Source organism: Paeniroseomonas aquatica, assembly GCF_030409335.1.
In the GTDB taxonomy this organism is placed as follows: domain Bacteria; phylum Pseudomonadota; class Alphaproteobacteria; order Acetobacterales; family Acetobacteraceae; genus Belnapia; species Belnapia aquatica.
The window spans coordinates 1-19,025 of record NZ_JAUFPN010000039.1; the positions used below are offsets into that span (position 1 = coordinate 1).

The 19,025-nt window shown below is 72.8% G+C and carries 19 protein-coding genes; 6 read left to right on the plus strand and 13 right to left on the minus strand.

All coding sequences use genetic code 11. The features are described from left to right. The first annotated feature begins 205 nt into the window (after nt 1–205). Entirely contained in the window at nt 206–997 is a 792-nt protein-coding gene (locus tag QWZ14_RS05040) for an SDR family NAD(P)-dependent oxidoreductase (RefSeq protein ID WP_290315476.1), read from the plus strand. A gap of 19 nt (nt 998–1,016) precedes the next feature. Here QWZ14_RS05040 and QWZ14_RS05045 read toward each other — a convergent pair whose 3' ends face one another. The 8 genes from QWZ14_RS05045 to QWZ14_RS05080 form a co-directional block, all read right to left on the minus strand. After that, entirely contained in the window at nt 1,017–1,904 is an 888-nt protein-coding gene (locus QWZ14_RS05045; protein WP_290315477.1) for a TauD/TfdA dioxygenase family protein, read from the minus strand. Between the two features lie 70 nt (nt 1,905–1,974). Then, nucleotides 1,975–3,357: an ABC transporter substrate-binding protein gene (locus tag QWZ14_RS05050; RefSeq protein WP_290315478.1), complete on the minus strand. Its 1,383-nt coding sequence runs from the start codon at nt 3,355–3,357 to the stop codon at nt 1,975–1,977. A gap of 60 nt (nt 3,358–3,417) precedes the next feature. After that, nucleotides 3,418–3,627: a hypothetical protein gene (locus tag QWZ14_RS05055; protein WP_290315479.1), complete on the minus strand. Its 210-nt coding sequence runs from the start codon at nt 3,625–3,627 to the stop codon at nt 3,418–3,420. A 79-nt stretch (nt 3,628–3,706) separates the two neighbouring features. Next, nucleotides 3,707–4,483 (minus strand): ABC transporter ATP-binding protein, encoded by a 777-nt coding sequence (locus QWZ14_RS05060; protein WP_290315480.1) that lies wholly within the window; start codon nt 4,481–4,483, stop codon nt 3,707–3,709. Further along, on the minus strand, nt 4,480–5,268 hold the full coding sequence (locus tag QWZ14_RS05065) for an MlaE family ABC transporter permease (RefSeq protein WP_290315481.1): 789 nt from the start codon (nt 5,266–5,268) through the stop codon (nt 4,480–4,482). The genes QWZ14_RS05060 and QWZ14_RS05065 overlap by 4 nt, the downstream gene beginning before the upstream one ends. Continuing rightward, nucleotides 5,268–6,338: an alanine racemase gene (gene alr / locus QWZ14_RS05070; RefSeq protein ID WP_290315482.1), complete on the minus strand. Its 1,071-nt coding sequence runs from the start codon at nt 6,336–6,338 to the stop codon at nt 5,268–5,270. Before alr ends, QWZ14_RS05065 begins: the two co-directional genes overlap by 1 nt. After that, nucleotides 6,325–7,863, minus strand: a complete 1,539-nt coding sequence (locus QWZ14_RS05075) for a replicative DNA helicase (protein WP_290315483.1) — start codon at nt 7,861–7,863, stop codon at nt 6,325–6,327. Before QWZ14_RS05075 ends, alr begins: the two co-directional genes overlap by 14 nt. A 117-nt stretch (nt 7,864–7,980) precedes the next feature. Next, nucleotides 7,981–9,150 (minus strand): MFS transporter, encoded by a 1,170-nt coding sequence (locus QWZ14_RS05080; protein ID WP_290315484.1) that lies wholly within the window; start codon nt 9,148–9,150, stop codon nt 7,981–7,983. 221 nt (nt 9,151–9,371) lie between these two features. On the opposite strand from QWZ14_RS05080, the gene QWZ14_RS05085 reads away from it, so the two are divergent. From QWZ14_RS05085 to QWZ14_RS05105, 5 genes are all read left to right on the plus strand, one after another. After that, nucleotides 9,372–12,449 carry a helicase-related protein gene (locus QWZ14_RS05085; RefSeq protein WP_290315485.1) on the plus strand — a complete coding sequence of 1,026 codons (3,078 nt, stop codon included), beginning with the start codon at nt 9,372–9,374 and terminating at the stop codon, nt 12,447–12,449. 3 nt (nt 12,450–12,452) lie between these two features. Continuing rightward, nucleotides 12,453–12,752, plus strand: coding sequence for an RNA-binding S4 domain-containing protein (locus tag QWZ14_RS05090; RefSeq protein WP_290315486.1), 300 nt, complete (start codon nt 12,453–12,455; stop codon nt 12,750–12,752). A gap of 73 nt (nt 12,753–12,825) precedes the next feature. Continuing rightward, nucleotides 12,826–13,158: a ferredoxin FdxA gene (fdxA, locus tag QWZ14_RS05095; protein WP_290315487.1), complete on the plus strand. Its 333-nt coding sequence runs from the start codon at nt 12,826–12,828 to the stop codon at nt 13,156–13,158. 295 nt (nt 13,159–13,453) lie between these two features. Further along, nucleotides 13,454–14,341, plus strand: coding sequence for a CarD family transcriptional regulator (locus tag QWZ14_RS05100; RefSeq protein WP_290315488.1), 888 nt, complete (start codon nt 13,454–13,456; stop codon nt 14,339–14,341). A 3-nt stretch (nt 14,342–14,344) separates the two neighbouring features. Next, nucleotides 14,345–15,277 (plus strand): ketopantoate reductase family protein, encoded by a 933-nt coding sequence (locus tag QWZ14_RS05105; RefSeq protein ID WP_290315489.1) that lies wholly within the window; start codon nt 14,345–14,347, stop codon nt 15,275–15,277. A 17-nt stretch (nt 15,278–15,294) separates the two neighbouring features. Here QWZ14_RS05105 and QWZ14_RS05110 read toward each other — a convergent pair whose 3' ends face one another. From QWZ14_RS05110 to QWZ14_RS05130, 5 genes are read right to left on the minus strand one after another with little or no spacing between them, the layout of a single operon-like run. Beyond that, nucleotides 15,295–16,494: an MFS transporter gene (locus QWZ14_RS05110; RefSeq protein WP_290315490.1), complete on the minus strand. Its 1,200-nt coding sequence runs from the start codon at nt 16,492–16,494 to the stop codon at nt 15,295–15,297. A 46-nt stretch (nt 16,495–16,540) separates the two neighbouring features. Beyond that, entirely contained in the window at nt 16,541–17,233 is a 693-nt protein-coding gene (locus tag QWZ14_RS05115; RefSeq protein WP_290315491.1) for a DJ-1/PfpI family protein, read from the minus strand. Further along, nucleotides 17,230–17,736: an HPP family protein gene (locus QWZ14_RS05120; RefSeq protein ID WP_290315492.1), complete on the minus strand. Its 507-nt coding sequence runs from the start codon at nt 17,734–17,736 to the stop codon at nt 17,230–17,232. Before QWZ14_RS05120 ends, QWZ14_RS05115 begins: the two co-directional genes overlap by 4 nt. Further along, a complete protein-coding gene (locus tag QWZ14_RS05125; RefSeq protein ID WP_290315494.1) occupies nt 17,733–18,293 on the minus strand; it encodes a TIGR04282 family arsenosugar biosynthesis glycosyltransferase in 561 nt (186 codons plus the stop codon). The genes QWZ14_RS05120 and QWZ14_RS05125 overlap by 4 nt, the downstream gene beginning before the upstream one ends. After that, nucleotides 18,290–18,928, minus strand: coding sequence for a TIGR04283 family arsenosugar biosynthesis glycosyltransferase (locus tag QWZ14_RS05130; RefSeq protein WP_290315495.1), 639 nt, complete (start codon nt 18,926–18,928; stop codon nt 18,290–18,292). The genes QWZ14_RS05125 and QWZ14_RS05130 overlap by 4 nt, the downstream gene beginning before the upstream one ends. Between the last annotated feature and the right edge of the window lie 97 nt (nt 18,929–19,025).

Sequence of the window (19,025 nt, forward strand, 5' to 3'; positions counted from 1 at the left end):
CATTCTGTGGCTACGGTAAATGTCCACAGGACCTAGCGCCAAGCCCGGGCGGGTGAACGGCCCGTCCGGGGCGGGCCGCCCGCCGGCGCGCCGAGCCGGGGCGAAGGCTGCGGGTCGCCGCGCATGCACTCCGCACCGGGCCTGATCGCCGCTGAAGGATCCGCGGATGCTGGGCTAGGCTGCCGCAGAACCGAGGAACCCGGCCATGCCCGACAGCCCCTACCCCACCGACCTCTTCGCCGGCGAGGTCGCCCTGGTGACCGGCGCCGCCTCCGGCATCGGCCAGGGCATCGCCCTCTGGCTCGGGCGCTGCGGCGCGACCGTGGTGGCGAGCGACCTCGATGCGGGGCGCGGCGCCGCGACCGTCGCCACCCTGCAGGCGGCAGGCGCCCGGGCCGCCTTCGTGCCGGCCGACCTCGCCAGTGCCGAGGGTCATGCGGCGCTGGCCGAGGCCGCCAGCGCCGCCTTCGGGCCGGTGGCGATGCTGGTCCACAGCGCCTCGCCGCCGCGGCGGGAGACGCAGACGGTGGGCGGGGTCACGCCGGCGGACTGGGACGCGATGGTCGATACCAACCTGCGCTCCGGCTTCTTCCTCGCCCGCGAGCTCGGGCAGCGGATGGTGGCGGCGGCGCTGCGCGGGCGGATGGTCTTCGTCGCCTCGCTGCATGCGCAGTCCCCGCGCAACCTGCCGCACTACAGCGCCGCCAAGGCCGGCCAGGTCGCGGTGGTGCAGGAGCTGGCGCGCTACTTCGGCCCGGCCGGCATCCGGGTGAACGCCGTGGCGCCGGGGGCGGTGCCGGGCGGCGGCTTCCAGGGCGACTTCGCGGCGCTGGCGAAGCGGGTGCCGCTGGGCCGGGTCGGCAGCCCGGAGGACGTGGCGCGCACCGCCGTCGCGCTGCTGTCCGACCGCTGCATGCCCTATGTCACCGGCGCCTTCGTGCCGGTGGACGGCGGGCTGGTGCTGAGCAACTGGATCGACAGCGCCAGCGCGGTCTGACGCCCGGCCCGGCCGGCGGTCAGGCCGCCAGCTGCTGCTCCAGCGTCGGCGCCACGTCGGTCAGGGTGATGCGCCGCATGTCGCGGGCGAAGGCCTGGTCCTCGTAGGGCCGGGCCCGGTGCATTGTGCTGCGGTTGTCCCAGATGACCAGGTCCCACTGCTGCCAGTGGTGCGCATAGACGAACTGCCGCTGGGTCGCGAACTCGACCAGCTGGCGGATCAATGCCATGGCCTCCGGCACCGGCCAGCCGAGGATGCGGCCGATGTGCGACGACAGGTAGATGGAGTGGCGCTGCGAGCCCGGGTGCCAGCGCACCAGCCGCTGCTGCACCGGGGCGAAATCCTTCAGCTCCTGCTCGGTGTAGTCGGTGAAGCCGAGCTGACCGCGCGAGAAGATCAGGCTGTGCTCGGTGACCATGTCCCGCACCTTGGCCTGCATCTTGGCCGGCAGCGCGTCCCAGGCGGCGCGCATGTCGGCGAATTCGGTGTCGCCGCCCTCGGGCGGGATCAGCCGCGCATGCAGCATGGAATACTTGGCGGGCGTCGCCTTGAAGCTGCTGTCCGAATGCCAGAGCTGGTTGCCGAGGTTGAACATCCGTCGGCGGTCGTCGGCGCCGAGCAGCTTGCCGTCGAGGTCGATGTTGGAGATGTCGGCCATCTGCTTGTGCTTCAGCCGCATCTTGTGGGCGTCCACCACGCCGCGGGTCTGCTCCAGCGGGCCGAGCGCCTCGCCGAAGGCGAGCTGCTGGTCGTCGTCCAGCTGCTGGTCGCGGAAGACCAGGACGGCGTAGCGGTCCATCGCCCGGTCGATCTCGGCGCAGAGTGCGCGGTCGGGGGTCTGGCGGAGATCAACGCCCTGCACTTCGGCGGCGAACAGCGGGTGCAGCGGGGTGAGTTGCAAGGCCATGACGGATCCTCCTCAGTGATATATTAGGACCCTGGGCTGGGGCCGGGTCAAGCCGGCCCCAGCCTCGCCCTCACCCCCGGTAGTGCCGGCGGGCGCGCCGCTCCGCCTCCCGCGCCGCCGCCTCCGGCGTCGACTGTCCGGAGGCGACGGCGGCGCACATCTGCACCAGCACGTAGTCGGCGGCGACGGCGCCCGAGGCGATGCTGATCGGGCCGCGGAAGCCGCTCCAGAAGGGGCTGTTCATGGCATCGGCGAAGACCTTGATCTTCGGGTCGGACTCCCAGACCGCGCTCTGCCGGTAGGCGTTCAGCGACTGGCCCCAGTAGCCGATGCAGCCCGTCAGCCAGGGGTCGTATTGCTCCGCCTCCAGCATGAAGGTGAGGAAGGCCTTGGCGGCATTGGGGTAGCGGGTGTGCCGGAAGACCATGGCGTTCAGCACCGTCGCGGTATGCGGCGCGGCGCTGGCGCGGCCCTTGGGCATCGGCGCATGGTCGGTGTCCTCGGCGATGGCGCGGGTCGCCGCATCGGACTTCAGGGTGAAATACAGCGAGACGCCGTTCGAGGTGAGGAAGATGTCCTGCGAGGAGAAGGCCCGGTTGTTCGAGACATCGAGCCAGGAGAGGGTGCCGTTGACGAAGGTGGGGTAGAGCTCCCGCAGGTAGTTCAGCGCATCGACGGTCTGGCGGCTGTTGATGGCGACCTTGCCTTCCTCGTCCACCAGCATCCCGCCATGCGACCAGAGCAGCCACTGGGCGAAGGCATTGCCGTCGCCCACCGCATTGCCGAGGGCGAAGCCGACCGGCTTGTTGTTCCGCTTCAGCCCCTGGCAGAGCTTCAGGAAGCCCTCGTGGTCCTCCGGGATGGCGGTGAAGCCGGCGTCCCGCACCGCCGAGACCCGATAGGTGACCGGGCCGATGCCGCCGCCGAAGGGAATGCCGAGCCAGGTCTCCGAACGGTCCTTCTTGCCGTATTTCTGCGCCAGGAAGGTCCAGCCGCCGTAGCGGGCGCCGAGGTAGTCGGCGACGTCGGTCACCTCGATCAGCTTGTCGGCGTAGATGTGCGGGTCGTCGGACCAGCCGATGACCACGTCCGGGCCGCTGCCGGTATTGGCGGTGACCGCGGTCTGCGGCCGGATATCCTCCCAGCCGACGAAATCGACCCGGACGGGGATGGCGAAGCGGTCCTGGAAGGCCTGGGCGTTGCGGCGGAAGATCACCTCATCCGGCTCGACGAAGCGGGCGGGGCGGATGATGCGGAGGCTGGCGCCGGGCTCCAGCGGCAGGCGGGGTGCGGGAATGTCGCGGCGGGGAATGCCGGAGGGGCTGGCGGATTGGCCGAAGGCGGGGGTGGCCAGCGCCGCGGCACCGAGGGCGAGCGTTGCCCTGCGGGTCAGGTCGTACATCGTTTGTTCCTCCCAGGTATTGGCCTTGGCGGGGCCGATACTGGGGAGCACGGCCCAGCGCCGGCAGGATGCGCCGGGGCCGGGGCGGAAGGCGAGGAAAAGCGGCAGCGGCTAGGAGGGCGTATCCACGAAGCCGCGGTAGACCTCCATGATCTGGTCGTCGATCTGCAGCCCGCGGTCGAGGAAGCGGTGCAGCACCTTGGCATCCACCTTGCGCCCGGCGGCCTTCATCCGGGCGGCCAGGTCATGCACGGTGATGCTGTTCTCGGTGAGGTAGGATTGCAGGGCGGCTTTCACCCGCTCGCGTTCGGCTGGTGTCATTGGACGGTCCCCTCGGGCCGCTGCGGGTGGCGGCCTTGCCGGGGGATCAGGACAGAGGCCGCCGCCGCTGTCCAGGCCGCTACTTGCGGAGCTCCATCTGGATCGGCCCGTCGCGCTGGCCATTGGCGAATTGATCCACCATTGCATTGCCGCTGCGGCCCAGGCTCTCGGCCGGCCCGGTCCAGACGATGCGGCCGTGGTAGATCATCGCCGCGGTGGTGCCGATCCGCCGGGCGCTGGCCATGTCGTGGGTGATGGAGACCGCCGTCGCGCCGAGCTTCTGCACGCAATCGACGATCAGCCCGTCGATGACCGCTCCCATGATCGGGTCGAGGCCGGTGGTCGGCTCGTCGAAGAAGATGATGTCGGGCTGGGCGGCGATGGCCCGCGCCAGGCCGACGCGCTTCTGCATGCCGCCCGAGAGCTCGGCCGGGGAGAGGTCGCCGACCGTCGCCGCCAGCCCGACCTGGGCCAGCACCTCGGCCGCCTTGTCCCGCGCCTTGGCCCGGGTGATGCGCCCCTGCGCCAGCAGCTTGAAGCAGACGTTCTCCCAGACCGGCAGGCTGTCGAAGAGCGCGCCGTTCTGGAACAGCATGCCGATGCGGTCGCCCAGCGCCTCCCGCTCCCGGCGCGGCAGCTTGAGGACGTCGACGCCGTCGATCTCGATCACCCCCTCGTCCGGCTCGATCAGCCCGAGGATGCATTTGATGGTGACCGACTTGCCGGAGCCGGAGCCGCCGAGGATGACCAGCCCCTGCCCCGCCGCCACGTCGAGGTCGACGCCGTCCAGCACCACCTTGCCGCCGAAGGACTTCCTCACGCCGCGCATGCGGATCTTGGGGGTGGGCTCACTCATTGCGCGAAGAATATCTCGGTCAGCACATAATCGAGCGCGAGGATGAGGATGGAGCTGGCGACCACCGCCGAGGTCGTCGCCCCGCCGACGCCCTGGGCGCCGCCCTTGCTGTTGTAGCCGCACCAGGTGCCCATCAGGGCGATGATGAAGCCGAAGACCGCCGCCTTCACCAGGCCGGAGACGACGTCGTCGGTCTCGAGGAAGTCGAAGGTGGATTTCAGGTAGGCGGCCGAGACGAAGCCCAGCTTGAGGGTGCCGATCAGCCAGCCGCCCATGACGCCGAGGATATCGGCGACCAGCACCAGCAGCGGCATGGCCAGAGTCGCCGCCAGCAGCCGCGGCGCCACCAGGTACTTCATCGGGTTGGTCGAGAGGGTGGTCAGCGCATCGATCTGGTCGGTGACCCGCATGGTGCCGATGACGGCGGCGAAGCTGGCGCCGATCCGGCCGGCGACCATCAGCGCCGCCAGCACCGGGCCGAGCTCCCGCACTAGCGAGATCACCACCACGCTGGCGATCGCCGATTGCGCGTTGAAGCGGGCGAAGCCGGTATAGGATTGCAGCGCCAGGACCATGCCGGTGAAGACCGCGGTCAGCGCCACGACCGGCAACGAGAACCAGGCGACCTCGAGGAAGGCGGCCCAGAACAGCCGGCCATAGAAGGGCGGCCGCACCAGGTGGCTGATCGCTTCCAGCGCGAACAGGGCGACGCTCCCCGCCGTGCGGCAGGCGCCGAGGACCATCCGGCCGATGGCCGCCAGCGGGTCGAACAGGACGGAAGCCATCAGGCGCCGCGGTATTCGCGGCGGTAGCGGCGACCGAGCGAGGTCAGGATCTCGTAGCCGATGGTGCCGGCCCGTGCGGCGATATCATCCGGCGTCTCGCCCGGGCCGATCAGCCGGATGGCATCGCCGGGGGCAAGCTGAGGCACGTCGGTCACGTCGAAGGTGATGAGGTCCATGGATACCCGGCCGACCAGGGGCACGGGCCGCCCGGCGATGATGCCGGCAGCCCGCCCCGAGAGGCTGCGAAGGTAGCCATCCGCATACCCCGCGGCAACCGTGGCAATCCGGCTGGTTCGCTCGGCGGTCCACCCGGCGCCGTAACCGACCGTGGTCCCGGCCGGAATCTCGCGGACCTGCAGCACCGGCGCATCGAGCGTCACCACCTGGCGCAGCGGGTTGGGCCGCCCCGGCGTCGGGTTGATGCCGTAGAGGGCGCAGCCGGGGCGGCCGAGGTCGCTGGCGAAGTCCGGGCCGAGGAACAGGCCAGAGGAATTGGCGAAGCTGGCGGGCATGGCCGGCAGCCGGGCGCGGGCGGCGGCGAAGCGGCGGGCCTGGAGGGCGTTCAGCGGATGCGCCGGCTCGTCGGCGCAGGCCAGGTGGGTCATGACGAAGCGCAGGTCGAGGCCCCGCAGCAGCCCGGGGTCATCGGCGACCCGGTCGAGCTCCGCGGCATCCAGCCCGAGCCGCGCCATGCCGGTATCGACATGCAGGATGGCCGGCCGTACCCGCCCGGCTGCCCGGCCGAGGGCGGCATGGGCCTCGACATCCGGCAGGCCGTTCAGCACCGGGACCAGGCCCGCATCCTCGTCGGCCCCGGGCGGGAAGCCGTTCAGCACCGCGACCATCGGCCCCGGCCCGAGCGCCGCCCGCAGCGCCATCCCCTCGGCCAGGTGGGCGACGAAGAAGTCCCGGCAGCCGGCGTCCCGCAGGGCGCGGGCAACCGGCGCCGCCCCGAGGCCGTAGCCATCCGCCTTCACCACACCGGCCATGCGCCCGGCCGCGGCCAGCTGCCGCCAATTGGCGGCGATGGCGCCGAGGTCGATGGTCAGGACGGCGTCAATACCCGCCATTGGTCTCGTGGACCTGGTCGAGGTCGCCGAAGCGGGTGAACTCGGCCTCGAAGAACAGCGGAATGGTGCCGGTCGGGCCATGCCGCTGCTTGGCGATGATGAGGTCGGCCTTGTTGTGGGCCTCCTCCATCGCCCGCAGCCATTGCGCATGCGCCTCGTCGAACTTGCCCTGGCGGTCGGATTCGTCCCGGCCCTCGAAGCCGGTCGGCTTGGGCTGGCGCTGGCTGAGGTAGTAGTCGTCGCGGTAGACGAACATCACCATGTCGGCGTCCTGCTCGATCGAGCCGGATTCGCGGAGGTCGCTCAGCTGCGGCCGCTTGTCCTCGCGCTGCTCCACCGCGCGGGAGAGCTGGGACAGCGCCATGACCGGCACCGACAGCTCCTTGGCGATGGCCTTCAGCCCCTGGGTGATCATGGAAATTTCCAGCACCCGGGATTCCGGCCGGGTCCCGGCGGCGGGGCGCATGAGCTGGAGGTAGTCGACCACGATGAACTCGAGCCCCCGGGTCCGCTTCAGCCGGCGGCAGCGGGTCCGCAGCGCGGAGATGGTGATGGCCGGGGTGTCGTCGATCACCAGCGGCAGCCGGGCCAGCTCGCGGCTGACCTCGACGAAGCGGTCGAAGTCCCGCTGCGAGATGTCGCCGCGGCGGATCTTGTCGCCGGAGATGCGCGAGGCCTCGGACAGCAGTCGGGTGGCGAGCTGGTCGGCGCTCATCTCGAGCGAGAAGATGGCGACGGTGCCGCGCGGCTGGACGCCCTCGCCCTTCGCATCCGCCTCCCGCACCAGCGCCTGGGCGGCGCCGAAGGCGATTTTCGTTGCCAGCGCGGTCTTGCCCATGCCGGGACGGCCGGCCAGGATCAGCAGATCCGAGCCGTGCAGCCCGCCGGTCTTGGCATCGAAGTCGCGCAGGCCCGAGGACAGGCCGGAGACGCCGCCGGGGGTGGAGAAGGCCCGTTCCGCCGCCAGCACCGCCTCGGTCAGCGCCTTCTCGAAGGTGACGAAGCCGCCCTCGGACCCGCCGTCCTTGGCCAGGTCGAACAGCCGCTGCTCGGCGGCCTCGAGCTGCGCCTTGGCATCGAGCTCGGGCTCGGCGCCGAAGGCGCGGTTCACCACCTCCTCGCCGACGTCGACCAGCTGCCGCCGCAGCCAGCTGTCGTGCACCATGCGGCCGTATTCGCCAGCATTGATGATGCCGATCATGGCCGAGAGCAGCTGGGTCAGGTAGGCGACTCCGCCGACTTCCTCCAGCAGGCCGGAATGCTCAAACTCCGGCCGCAGGGTGACCACGTCGGCCAGCTGGCCGGCCTCGCAGCGGCGCTGGATGGCACGGAAGATCCGGCCGTTCACCGCATCGGCGAAATGTTCCGGCGCCAGGAATTCCGAAACCCGTTCATAGGCCTTGTTGTTGGCCAGCAGGGCGCCGAGCAGCGCCTGTTCCGCTTCCAGGTTGTGCGGCGGCACGCGCTGCGACAGCAGATCCGTGCCGGCTGCGGCGAAGGGGCCGGGATGGTCGATGGTGTTCATCGTCGCACCATAGCCCATCCACCCCCCTGTGGATTACGGGGATGGCTGTGGATAGCGGGGAGCGATCCGGGCGGCCGCTTCCCGTGTCCCCTGAGCAACGCTGGCCAAGTCCCTGGATCAGGCCGCGCCGGGGCGCCGCCGGAGCGCCCCGGGCAGCAGCAGCGCCAGGGGCAGCGCCAGGGCGCACAAAGCCGCCATCGCCCAGAAGCCGCCGCCGCCGAAGGCCGCATACAGCGGCCCGCAGCCCAGGGTCAGCAGGCCGGAGGCGAGGCCGACGCCGAGCGAGGCGTGCAGCGTCTGCGCCGTCGCCGCCTGGCTGCCGGGCATGCCGCCCAGGACCCGCATGGCCCCGAGGTGCATCGCGCCGAAGGTCAGCGCATGCAGCACCTGCGCCCCGGCCAGCGCCGGCAGCCAGGTGGTCTCGGCCAGCACCGCCCAGCGCAGCACCCCGGCCAGCGCCGCCGCCGCCGCCAGCCCGGCCGGCCCCAGCCGGTCCGCGAGGGGCCGTCCCCAGAGGAACAGCGCCACCTCCATCACCACCCCCTCCCCCCAGAGCAGCCCGATCACCGCGGGGGAGAGGCCGGCGGCGGTCCAGTGCAGGGTGCTGAAGCCGTAGTACAGGGCATGGCTCCCCTGGATCAGCGCCGAGAGCGGCAGGATGCAGCGGAAGGCCGGGTCGGCGAAGGGCGCGGCGAAACCGCGCCGGCCGCCGCCGCCGGCCGGCAGCGGCGGCAGGCCGCGGGCGGCCAGCGCGGTCAGCAGGAAGCAGCCGGCGGCGAGCCAGATCACCACCACCGGCCCGGCGTATTGCACCGCCAGGCCGGCGCCGATGGCGGCGGCGATGTAGCTGGCGGAGCCGGCCGAGCGGACCCGGCCGTAATCGAACCGCAGGCTGCGGGAGGCGCCGAGGCAGAGCGCATCCGACAGCGGCACCACCGGCGCGCTCACCATCGCATGCAGCACCGCCAGGGCGATCAGGGCGCCGTAGGCCGGCAGCCCCAGGCCCGGCGCCCAGGCGAAGCCGGTGATCGTGCCGGTCGCCAGCGCCGCCGCCAGCACCAGGATGGTCCGGGCATCGCCCAGCCCATCCGCCCCGCGTCCCACCGCCGGCGCCGCCAGCAGCCGGACCGCGGAGCCGGTGGCGAGCACGACGGCGATCTGGCCCGGCGTCAGCCCGTGGCCGGCGAGGACCGCCGGCAGGAAGGGCATCAGCACCCCGACGGCGGCGAATTGCGCGGCAAAGAGCAGCGCGAAGCGCGCCGGCACGGCCCTGTCGGGGAGGCTCATGCGGGGTATTGTCTCCCGGCGGCGTGCCGCGGCGGGGCGATGGGGCGAGTCATGCCGGCATGATACCCGCATCCGGGGCGAAGCAGGGCGGCGCCGGCCCGGCTCGATGCGATTCCGGACCGTGATGGCGCCGTTTCGCGGCCCCCGCGCCATCGCCCGAGGTTGCAATCCGCGGCCATCCGGCTCATGCATGGCGCCACATGCCGGACACCCATACCCCTATGTTTGACGCCCGTGTTCGTGCCGTGCTGGGCCCCACCAACACCGGCAAGACCCATTTGGCGATCACCCGCCTGCTGGCGCACGCCAGCGGCATCATCGGCTTCCCGCTGCGCCTGCTGGCGCGCGAGAACTACGACCGCATGGTCGCCGCCAAGGGGGAACGCTACGTCGCGCTGATCACCGGCGAGGAGAAGATCATCCCGCCGGAGGCGAAGTGGTTCGCCTGCACGGTCGAGGCGATGCCGCTCGACCGGCGCTGCGAATTCCTGGCGGTGGACGAGATCCAGCTCTGCGCCGACCCCGACCGCGGCCACATCTTCACCGACCGGCTGCTGAACGCGCGCGGCATGGTCGAGACCATGTTCCTCGGCGCCGAGACCATCCGGCCGCTGCTGCAGCGCCTGGTGCCCCAGGCCGAGATCGAGACCCGGCCGCGGCTGTCCCAGCTCACGCATTCCGGGCCGCAGAAGCTGACCCGCCTGCCGCCGCGCAGCGCCGTGGTCGCCTTCAGCGCCGCCGAGGTCTACGCCATCGCCGAGGCCATCCGCCGGCGGCGCGGCGGCTGCGCCGTGGTCATGGGCCGGCTCTCGCCGCGCACCCGCAATGCCCAGGTGGCGCTCTACCAGAACCGGGAAGTCGACTTCCTGGTGGCGACGGACGCCATCGGCATGGGGCTGAACATGGACGTGGACCATGTCGCCTTCGCCGCCCTGCAGAAATTCGACGGCCACAAGCCGCGCCAGCTCACCCCCCAGGAGGCCGCCCAGATCGCCGGCCGCGCCGGGCGCGGGATGCGCGACGGCACCTTCGGCGTCACCGGCGACTGCCCGCCGCTGCCGGAGGAGATGGTCGACAAGATCGAGCGGCACAATTTCGAGCCGCTGCAGGCCCTGGCCTGGCGCAACAGCGAGCTCGACTTCTCGAACGTCGATGCGCTGCTGGACAGCCTGGCGGCGCCGGCGCCGCAGGCGGGCCTGGCCAAGGGGCATGACGCGACCGACCACATCACCCTCTCGATGCTGGCGCGCGAGCCCGAGATCCGCGGCCTGGCGGCGACCCGCGGCCGGGTCCGGCTGCTCTGGGAAGCGTGCCAGATCCCGGACTTCCGCAAGCTGTCCGACGACAGCCACGCCGCCGTCTGCAGCCGCGTCTTCCGCCACATCGCCGAGGACGGCGTGCTGCCGGACGAGTGGGTGCTGAGCCAGATCGCGCTCTGCGGCAGCACCGAGGGCGACCTCGACACGCTGATGGCCCGGCTCGCCAATATCCGGGTCTGGTCCTATGTCGCGGCCCGCGCGGACTGGGTGAAGGACGCCGCCAATGTCCAGGGCGAGGCCCGCAAGGCCGAGGATGCCGTCTCCGACGCCCTGCACGAGCGGCTGACCGCCCGCTTCGTCGACCGCCGCGCGGCGCATCTGATCCGCCGCCTCGACGATACCGAGGACGAGCTGCTGTCGGCCGTCACCCGCCAGGGGCAGGTGGTGGTCGAGGGCCACCCGGTCGGCCGGGTCGAGGGCTTCCTCTTCCACCCGGAGACCGAGGGCGGGACCGAGGACGAGAAGAAGCTCGTGCTGCGGGCCGCCCGCCGGGCGCTGAAGGAGGAGATGCCCCGCCGCGTCGCCGCCCTCGACATGGCGAAGGACGACGCCTTCGCCCTGACCGCCAGCCACCGCATCAGCTGGAACAACGGCGCGACCACCGCCGAGGTCGCCCGCCTCCGCCCCGGCTCCGAGCCCGGCAAGCCGCTGGTCGAGCCGCTGCCGAGCGAGTTCCTCGACGGCGCCCAGCGCGAGCGCGTGCGCGCCCGGCTCGCCAGGTTCCTCGAGGGGCTGATCAACAAGGAACTCGGCATCCTCGCCACCATCGAGGGCAAGGCCGAGGCCGAGGGCTCGCTGCGCGGCCCGGCCTTCCTGCTGCGCGAGCAGCTCGGCCTGGCGCTCGGCGGGACCGAGGGCAGCATCGCCCCCGACCTGCGGCAGAAGCTGAAGGCGATCGGCGTCCGCGCCGGGCGCTTCGCCCTTTTCGTGCCGGAAGCCCTGAAGCCCCGCGCCATGGCGCTCCGGGCGCAGCTCTGGTCGATGTCGCGCAACATCGAGACGCCGACCCTGCCGCCGCCGGGCCTGGTGGCGCTGCAGATCCGCGAGCCGGCCGAGGGCGAGGCCGCCCTGCCGCCGGGCGCGCCGCCGCCGGCCGGCTGGCCGACCGGCTTCGCCGAGACCATGGGCTGGATCCCGGCCGGGCCGGTGCTGCTGCGGCTCGATGTCGCGGAGCGCATCGCCGCCGAGCTCGGCTACCTCACCCGCCGCGCCCCGGCGCCGCCACCGCCGGATCTCGCCAGCCGGCTCGGCGTGAAGGCGGATACGCTCGGCGTGACCCTCGCCGCGCTCGGCTTCCGGCTGATGGAATCGCCGCCGCTGGAGGAGGGCATGTACGGCCCGCCGACCCCGCTGCGGGTGGCGCAGCCGCGGCCGCAGCATCACCAGCCGCGCGGCGCCGAGCGCCGTCCCGGCCGCCCCAACCCGGGCATGAGCCAGGGCGCGGGCGCGCCGCAGCACCAGCGGGACCGCCGGCCGCCGCAGCCCCACTTGGCCGCGGCAGCCTTGCCGGAGGGCATGTACGGCCCGCCGGTGCCGCCGCCCCGGGATCAGCACCGGGACCGTCGGCCGCCGCAGCAGCCCCGCCCGGTCCAGGCCGCCCCGACCTTGCCGGAGGGCATGTACGGCCCGCCGGTGCCGCCGCCGCAGCGCCCGCGGCACGAGCATGCGCGGCCTGACCGCGGCCAGGAGCGGGGCCAGGACCGCGGCCCCCGGCCGCAGCAGGCCCGCCCCTACCAGGGCAAGGGTCCGCCGCGGCACGACGGCCCGCGTCCGGAAGGCCAGGACGGCCGCCGCGACCAGCCGCGCGGGCCGCGCCCGCCGCAGGAGGGCAACCGCCCCGGTTCCGGCCGGGACGAGAGCCGCGCCCGCCCGCCCTACCAGGGGCCGATCCGCGAGCGGCCCGAGCCGCGCAAGCCGCCGGAGCCGCGGATCAATCCGGACTCGCCCTTCGCCATCCTGGCCACCCTCAAGCTGCGGTAGGCCTTGGAGACCGAGGATCGCGACTGGCAGCGGCTGGACAAGTGGCTGTGGTGCGCGCGGATCGCCAAGACCCGCGCCGCCTGCGCCCGGCTGGTCGAGACCGGCAGGGTCCGGGTCAACCGGCTGCCGACCGACAAGCCGCACTTCAAGCTGCGCCCGGGGGATGTCCTGACCCTGGCCCTGGGCGGGGCGGACCGTGGCGTGGTGCGCATCTGGCGCATCCTGGCGCTGGGCGACCGACGCGGCCCCGCCAGCGAGGCGCGGTCGCTGTACGAGGATATTGCCGCCGACACCGGGGCCTGACCGGCTTGCCAGCAGCGCCGCACCGGTCCATGTCTCCCGATGTTGCATCGCCCGCCCCGAGGGACCGCCTGCCGTGACCTATGTCGTTCTCGAGAATTGCATCAAGTGCAAGTTCATGGATTGCGTGGAGGTCTGTCCGGTGGACTGCTTCTACGTCGGCGAGAACATGCTGGTGATCCATCCGGATGAGTGCATCGACTGCGGCGTCTGCGAGCCGGAGTGCCCGGCCGAGGCCATCGTGCCGGACAGCGACGACCGGGCGGCCGAATACGCCGAGTTGAACCGCACCTACGCGGCGGAATGGCCGAACATCACCCGCAAGGGCGAGGCCCCTGCCGATGCCGAGGAATGGAAGGACAAGCCCGGCAAGCGCGAGCTCTTCAGCACCGCGCCCGGCAAGCCCTGACACCGCCCGTTCGCGGCGGACTCGTCTCAAAACTCGGACAGTGGCAGCCGGGCTGGACGTGGCCCTGATGACTCCGCCCGGCAATAATGCTATTGGTTGCAGCGAGATGGCGGAACCGGCCCGATAGGACCGAGGGAAACTGGCACCTGCTCCGGGGCGGCACCATATGCGTGCCTTCGGCGCAGCCGGTGACCCAGGCTGGTCCTGAGCCGATGGATAGTCCTGGCCCCCGCCCGCAGTGAGCGCCTCCGTGGCGCCCTGCAGCGTGGCCCGAGACGCAGGAGAGTTGTCCGGTATGAAGCCAACCGCTCGCGCCAAGCCCCCGGGCCAAAAGCCCGGTTCGGGTCGCTCTGCCGATACCCTCGGCAGCACCCCGGTGCGCCCGGCCGAGGCGGCCGCGAAGCCGGCCGAGCGGACCCGGGCCATGGCCGCCGCCATCGCCAAGGCCCCGGCCAAGCTCGCCCCCGATATGCCCGCCGCCAAGGCCCCTGCCGCCAAGCCGGCCGCCAAGCCCGCCGAGGCGGCGAAGCCCGGCCTGGCCGAGGCGCAGCTGGCGGCCCCCCTGATGCCCAAACCCGAAGCTTCCAAACCCGATGCGGCGCTGGCCACCCAGTCCAGCCCCGTTCCTCCCACCGGGCCCATGCCCATGCGGCGGGATGCCCATCCCTCCATCCCGCAGCGGCAGCCCTCGAAACAGGTCGAGTTCAAGGCCGGCGACCACGTGGTCTACCCGACCCATGGCGTCGGCACCGTCCAGGGCATCGAGACCATGTCCGCGGCCGGCCATTCGCTGCAGGTGATCGTCGTCACCTTCGACGAGAACCGCATGACCTTGCGGGTGCCGGTCGGCAAGGCCGCCTCCTCCGGCCTGCGCAAGCTGGCCGGGCCGGAATCGATGAAGGAGGCACTGGACACGCTGAAGGGCCGTGCCCGCATCAAGCGGACCATGTGGTCCCGCCGCGCCCAGGAATACGAGGCCAAGATTAACAGCGGCGACCCGATCGCCATCGCCGAGGTCGTGCGCGACCTGCACCGCAACGCCGGCCAGCCCGACCAGTCCTTCTCCGAGCGGCAGATCTACGAGCAGGCGATGGACCGGCTCGCGGCCGAGCTCGCCGCGATCGACCGCACCGACAAGGCGCAGGCCACCATCAAGCTGCTGGAACACCTGAAGGCGGCCTGAGCCATGCGCATCCTGGTCCTCGGCGCCGGCGCGCTGGGCGGCTACTTCGGTGGCCGCCTGGCGCAGGCCGGGGCGGATGTGACCTTCCTGGTGCGGCCGGGCCGGCAGGCCCGGCTCGCGGCCGAGGGGCTGGTGATCGACAGCCCCTTCGGGGCGGCGCGCCTGCCGGTGCGGACGGTCGCCGCGGCCGGGCCCGGCTACGACCTCATCCTGCTGACCTGCAAGGCCTATGACCTCGACAGCGCCATCGCGGCCATCCGCCCGGCCGTGGGGCCGGAGACGGCGGTGCTGCCGGTGCTCAACGGCCTCGCCCATATCGCCACCCTGCAGCGGGCCTTCGGCGCCGGTCGCGTCCTCGGCGGCATCGCCAAGATCCAGGCGACGCTGACGCCGGAGGGCGTGGTCAGGCAGCTGAACGACTGGCGCTGGCTCACCTTCGGCGAGGTCGACGGCACCCTCTCCTCCCGCGTCACGGCACTGGCGGCGCTGGCCGGCCCGGCCGAGGGCATGGTGGCCGAGGCGGTGCCCGACATCATGCGGCGGATGTGGGAGAAGCTGGTGCACCTCGGCACCAGCGCCCTCGGCACCGTTCTGCTGCGGGCCAATACCGGGGAGATCGCCCGGTCGCCCGGCGGCGCCGCCTTCATGCACCGGATCCTCGCCCGCAACGCCGCCATCGCGGCCGCCAACGGCCATGTCATGCGCCCGGCCTTCCTGGCGGATTTCGAGACGCTCTTCGCCGATCCGGCCGGGGGCTACGCGGCGTCGATGCTGCGGGACCTCGAGGCGGGCGGGCGGATCGAGGCGGACCATATCCTCGGCTTCCTGCTGGAGGCCGCGAAGGCCGCAGGCGTGCCGCATGAACTGCACGAGGCCGGCTATCTCCATGCCAAGGCCTACGAGCAGCGCCGCGACGCCGGCCGGCTGCCGCGCTAGCAGGCCGGCCCGGCCCGTCAGCGCCGGCGGAGGCGGACCCCCAGCGCCAGGATGCCGAGCGCCGCGACGGCCATGGCCGTCGCGGCGCCGAAGCCGCCGATCGCCAGCCCGACCAGCACCGGCCCGAGCGACTGCCCGGTGAAGAAGTGGAAGGCGTGCAGCGCCACGGCCGAGCCCCGCGCCTCCGGCGCCACCTCGGTCACCCGGGTCTGGATGCTGTTGTGGATCATGTAGAAGCCGGTCCCGAGCGCCAGCCCGGCCAGGACGAAGATGGTCGCGGTCGGCGCCAGGCCGAAGCCCAGTAGCGCCACGGCCGCCAGCGCCCCGCCCAGCAGCACCAGCCGGGACTGGCCGATCCGCGCCAGCAGCGGCTTGGCCACCACCGCATAGACGATGCCGCCGCAGCCGAAGGCGGCCACGGTGATGCCGGCCTCGACGGTCGCGCCGAGCGTGCCGCCGATGCCGCGGGCCTCCAGCATCGGGGCGAAGTAGGGGAAGGTGCCGAAGATCAGGATCCCCTCGACCGCCACCGCGAAATAGAGGATGCGGGCCTGCGGCAGCGACAGGATGAAGCGGTAGCGGCGCAGCGCCCGGACCGGGTCGAAGCGGCTGCGCGGCTCCGGCGCGCCGATCGGCACCAGCAGCGTCACCAGCGCCGCCAGCGCCGCAAGGCCGCAGCAGAGCCACAGGATGCCGCGCCAGCCGATCAGCGGCCCGAGGGCGCCGGCCAGGGCGCCGCCGGCGATCTGCCCGACGATGGAGAAGACCAGCAGCCGGCTCAGCGCCACCTGCCGGTCGCGCAGCGGCACCGCGTCGCCGACCGCGGCCAGGGTCAGTGGCATGATCCCGCCCGCCGCCGCCCCGGCCAGGGCCCGCAGCGTGATCAGCCCGCCGAGGCTGGTGGCGAAGGGGGCCAGCAGGGAGAACAGCGTGAGGAAGCACAGCCCCACCTGGATGATGCGGCGCTTGCCGATGGCATCGCCGACCGGGCCCAGGATGGGCTGGATCAGCGCGAAGGGCAGCGCATAGGCGGTGGCGAGCAGCGCCGCCTGGCTGACCGGGGCGTCGAACTCCACCGCCAGGGTGGTGACGAAGGGGTCCATGACCCGGCCGCCGATCGCCCCGGCGAAGCAGGCGATACCCAGCAGCAGGATCAGCCGGCGGACATCCACCACGGCCTCGGCGGGCGGCGGGGGCGTTATCGGATCGAATGCCATCGCCCGGATACTGCGCTGCAGCGCAGCACCGGGCAACCGCGGCCGGTCAGGCGGCAGCCATGCGCGCGGCCACGCGGGCGACCAGCGCCACCCGCTCCGCCCGCATCCCGGCGCCGCGCGCCTGGGCGGCCGCCAGCACCCCGGCCGGGGCGGTCGCCGGGGTGCCGGCGTCGAAGGGCGGCGCCGGCGCGTATTCGATCGCCAGCTGGATGGCCTGGGCGGCCTCCGGCCCGGCGATCTCGGCAGCGATGGACAGGGCGAAGTCGATCCCCGCGGTGACGCCCCCGCCGGTGACGACCTTGCCGTCCCGGACCACCCGGCCCTGGACCGGGATGGCGCCGAGCTCGGCCAGGAAATCATGGCTCGCCCAATGGGTGGTTGCCCGCACCCCGCGCAGCAGCCCGGCCGCGCCCAGCACCAGCGCCCCGGTGCAGACCGAGGTGACGTAGCGCGCGCCCGGCGCCTGGGCGCGGAGGAAGTCCAGCACCTCCTCGTCCTCCATCAGCGCGGCGACGCCGGGGCCGCCGGGGATGCAGAGGATGTCGAGCTGCGGCGCCTCGGCCAGGCTGGTATCGGCCAGCATGGTCAGCCCCATGTCCGACCGCACCGGCCCGGCCTGCTTCCACAGCAGCTTCACCGCGGCGCCGGGCAGCCGGCTCATCACCTCATAGGGCCCGGTGAAGTCGAGCTGGGTGAGCCGGGGGAACAGCAGGAAGCCGATGGTGAGGGGGTGGGTCATGACGATCCTCGAGATCTTGGCCGGGTGAAGCGGGGCCAAGGTCCGGCGCCCCATGGCGACGGGAGGTTATTCGCCACCCAGGCAATGAGGAAGAGCACCGCGAGCCCGGGCAGCAGCGGCGCCAGCAGGAACTTCCAGTCGGCGGCTTCGGCGAAGACCACGATGGGATTGGCCCCCGCCGGGGAATGGATGGTCCGGGTCGCCGCCATCAGCGCCAGCGCCGCCCCGACCGAGGCGGCGGCCCAGAGCTCCACCGGCCCGCCCAGGCCCTGGCAGCCCAGCCGGAAGGCCAGCCCGACCATGGTCGCCAGCAGATGCCCGCCGAGGAAGCTGCGCGGCTGCGCCATCACCCCGCGCGGCATGCCCAGCAGGATGACGCAGGACCCGCCGAGCGAGGGAAGCAGCCAGGGATGGTCGGTCACCCGCAGAATGGCGGCGGCGCCGAGCAGGGCCAGGGTCGTGCCGGCGAAGCCGACCAGCAGGCGGGGCGGCCGGGTTCTCATCGGGCGGCCTCGAGATCCTCGGCGGTGTCCACGTCGCGCAGGCGGCGCAGCAGGGCGATGCGATGGCCGCGACAATTCGCCAGCGTATCCGCCAGCGCATGGCCGGTGGACCAGCGGACGGCGGCGAAGGGGTGCTCCGGCCGGCGCGGGCCAAAGCCGACCAGCCAGTAGCCGCCATCCTCCGAGGGGCCGAACACCGCATCCGCCCGGCCGAGGGCGCGGAAGGCCGCCGCGACATCCGCCTTGCCCAGGCCCGGGATGTCGCTGCCGACCAGCACCGCCCGGCGATGCCGGCCCAGGGCACGCTGCATCCGCTGGCCGAGGTCGCCCCGGCCCTGCGGCCGCAGCGGGGCGCCGGCCGGCCAGCGGGCGCCATCCGGCGTCACCGCCAGCTCCAGCCGCCAGCGCGGGTCCCGACCCAATTCCCGGACCAGCCGGCGCAGCTGGCCGCGGTAGAAGCGCAGCGCCGCCATGGCGCCGATGCCCTGCGCCAGCCGCCGCTTGACGGTGCCGAGCCGGGGCGCCCGGGCGAACAGGATCAGCGCATCGCGCCTCACCGGTACAGCCGCCGGATCATCGCCGGCGGCACGCCGAGGAACCAGAGGGTCAGGCAGGCCAGGTTGCGGGCGGAGCGCCGCCGCCAGCCCTCCCGCCGCCAGCGCTCGGCCGAGGTGGTGACGGCCAGCGGCAGCGCGGCCAGGCGGCGGCGGCCCAGCCGGCGCACCAGGTCCACGTCCTCCATCAGCGGCAGCGGCCGGTAGCCGCCGACCCGGTCGTAGAGGGCACGGGAGATCAGCAGGCCCTGGTCGCCATAGGGCAGCGCCAGGACGCGGCAGCGCCAGGCGACCAGCCGTTCCAGCCGCCGCGCCTGGGGCGCCGCGTCATCGAGGGCGAGGGCGAAGTAGCCGGCGCGGCCGGGATCCGCCATGGCGGCGCGGGCGGCATCGGCCCAGCCCGGGGGCAGCCGGGTATCGGCATGGAGGAAGAGCATCCAGGGCGTCGCCGCCGCGGCGGCGCCGGCGGCCAGCTGGCTGCCGCGGCCGCGTGGCGCCGTGACCACCCGCGCCCCGGCGCGGCGGGCGAGCGCCTGGGTGCCATCGGCGCTGCCGCCATCCGCGACCACCACCGGGCAGGGCGCGCAGCCGGCCAGGACCGGGCCGAGGCCCGCCGCCGCGTTCAGTGACGGGATCACGATAGTCAGGCTTTGTTCCAACGAAATCTTAACCAAGAGTTCCTACGATGTTCTTGACAGCCCGGAGTCGCCTTGGCACGGTGCGAAGGAACAGAGA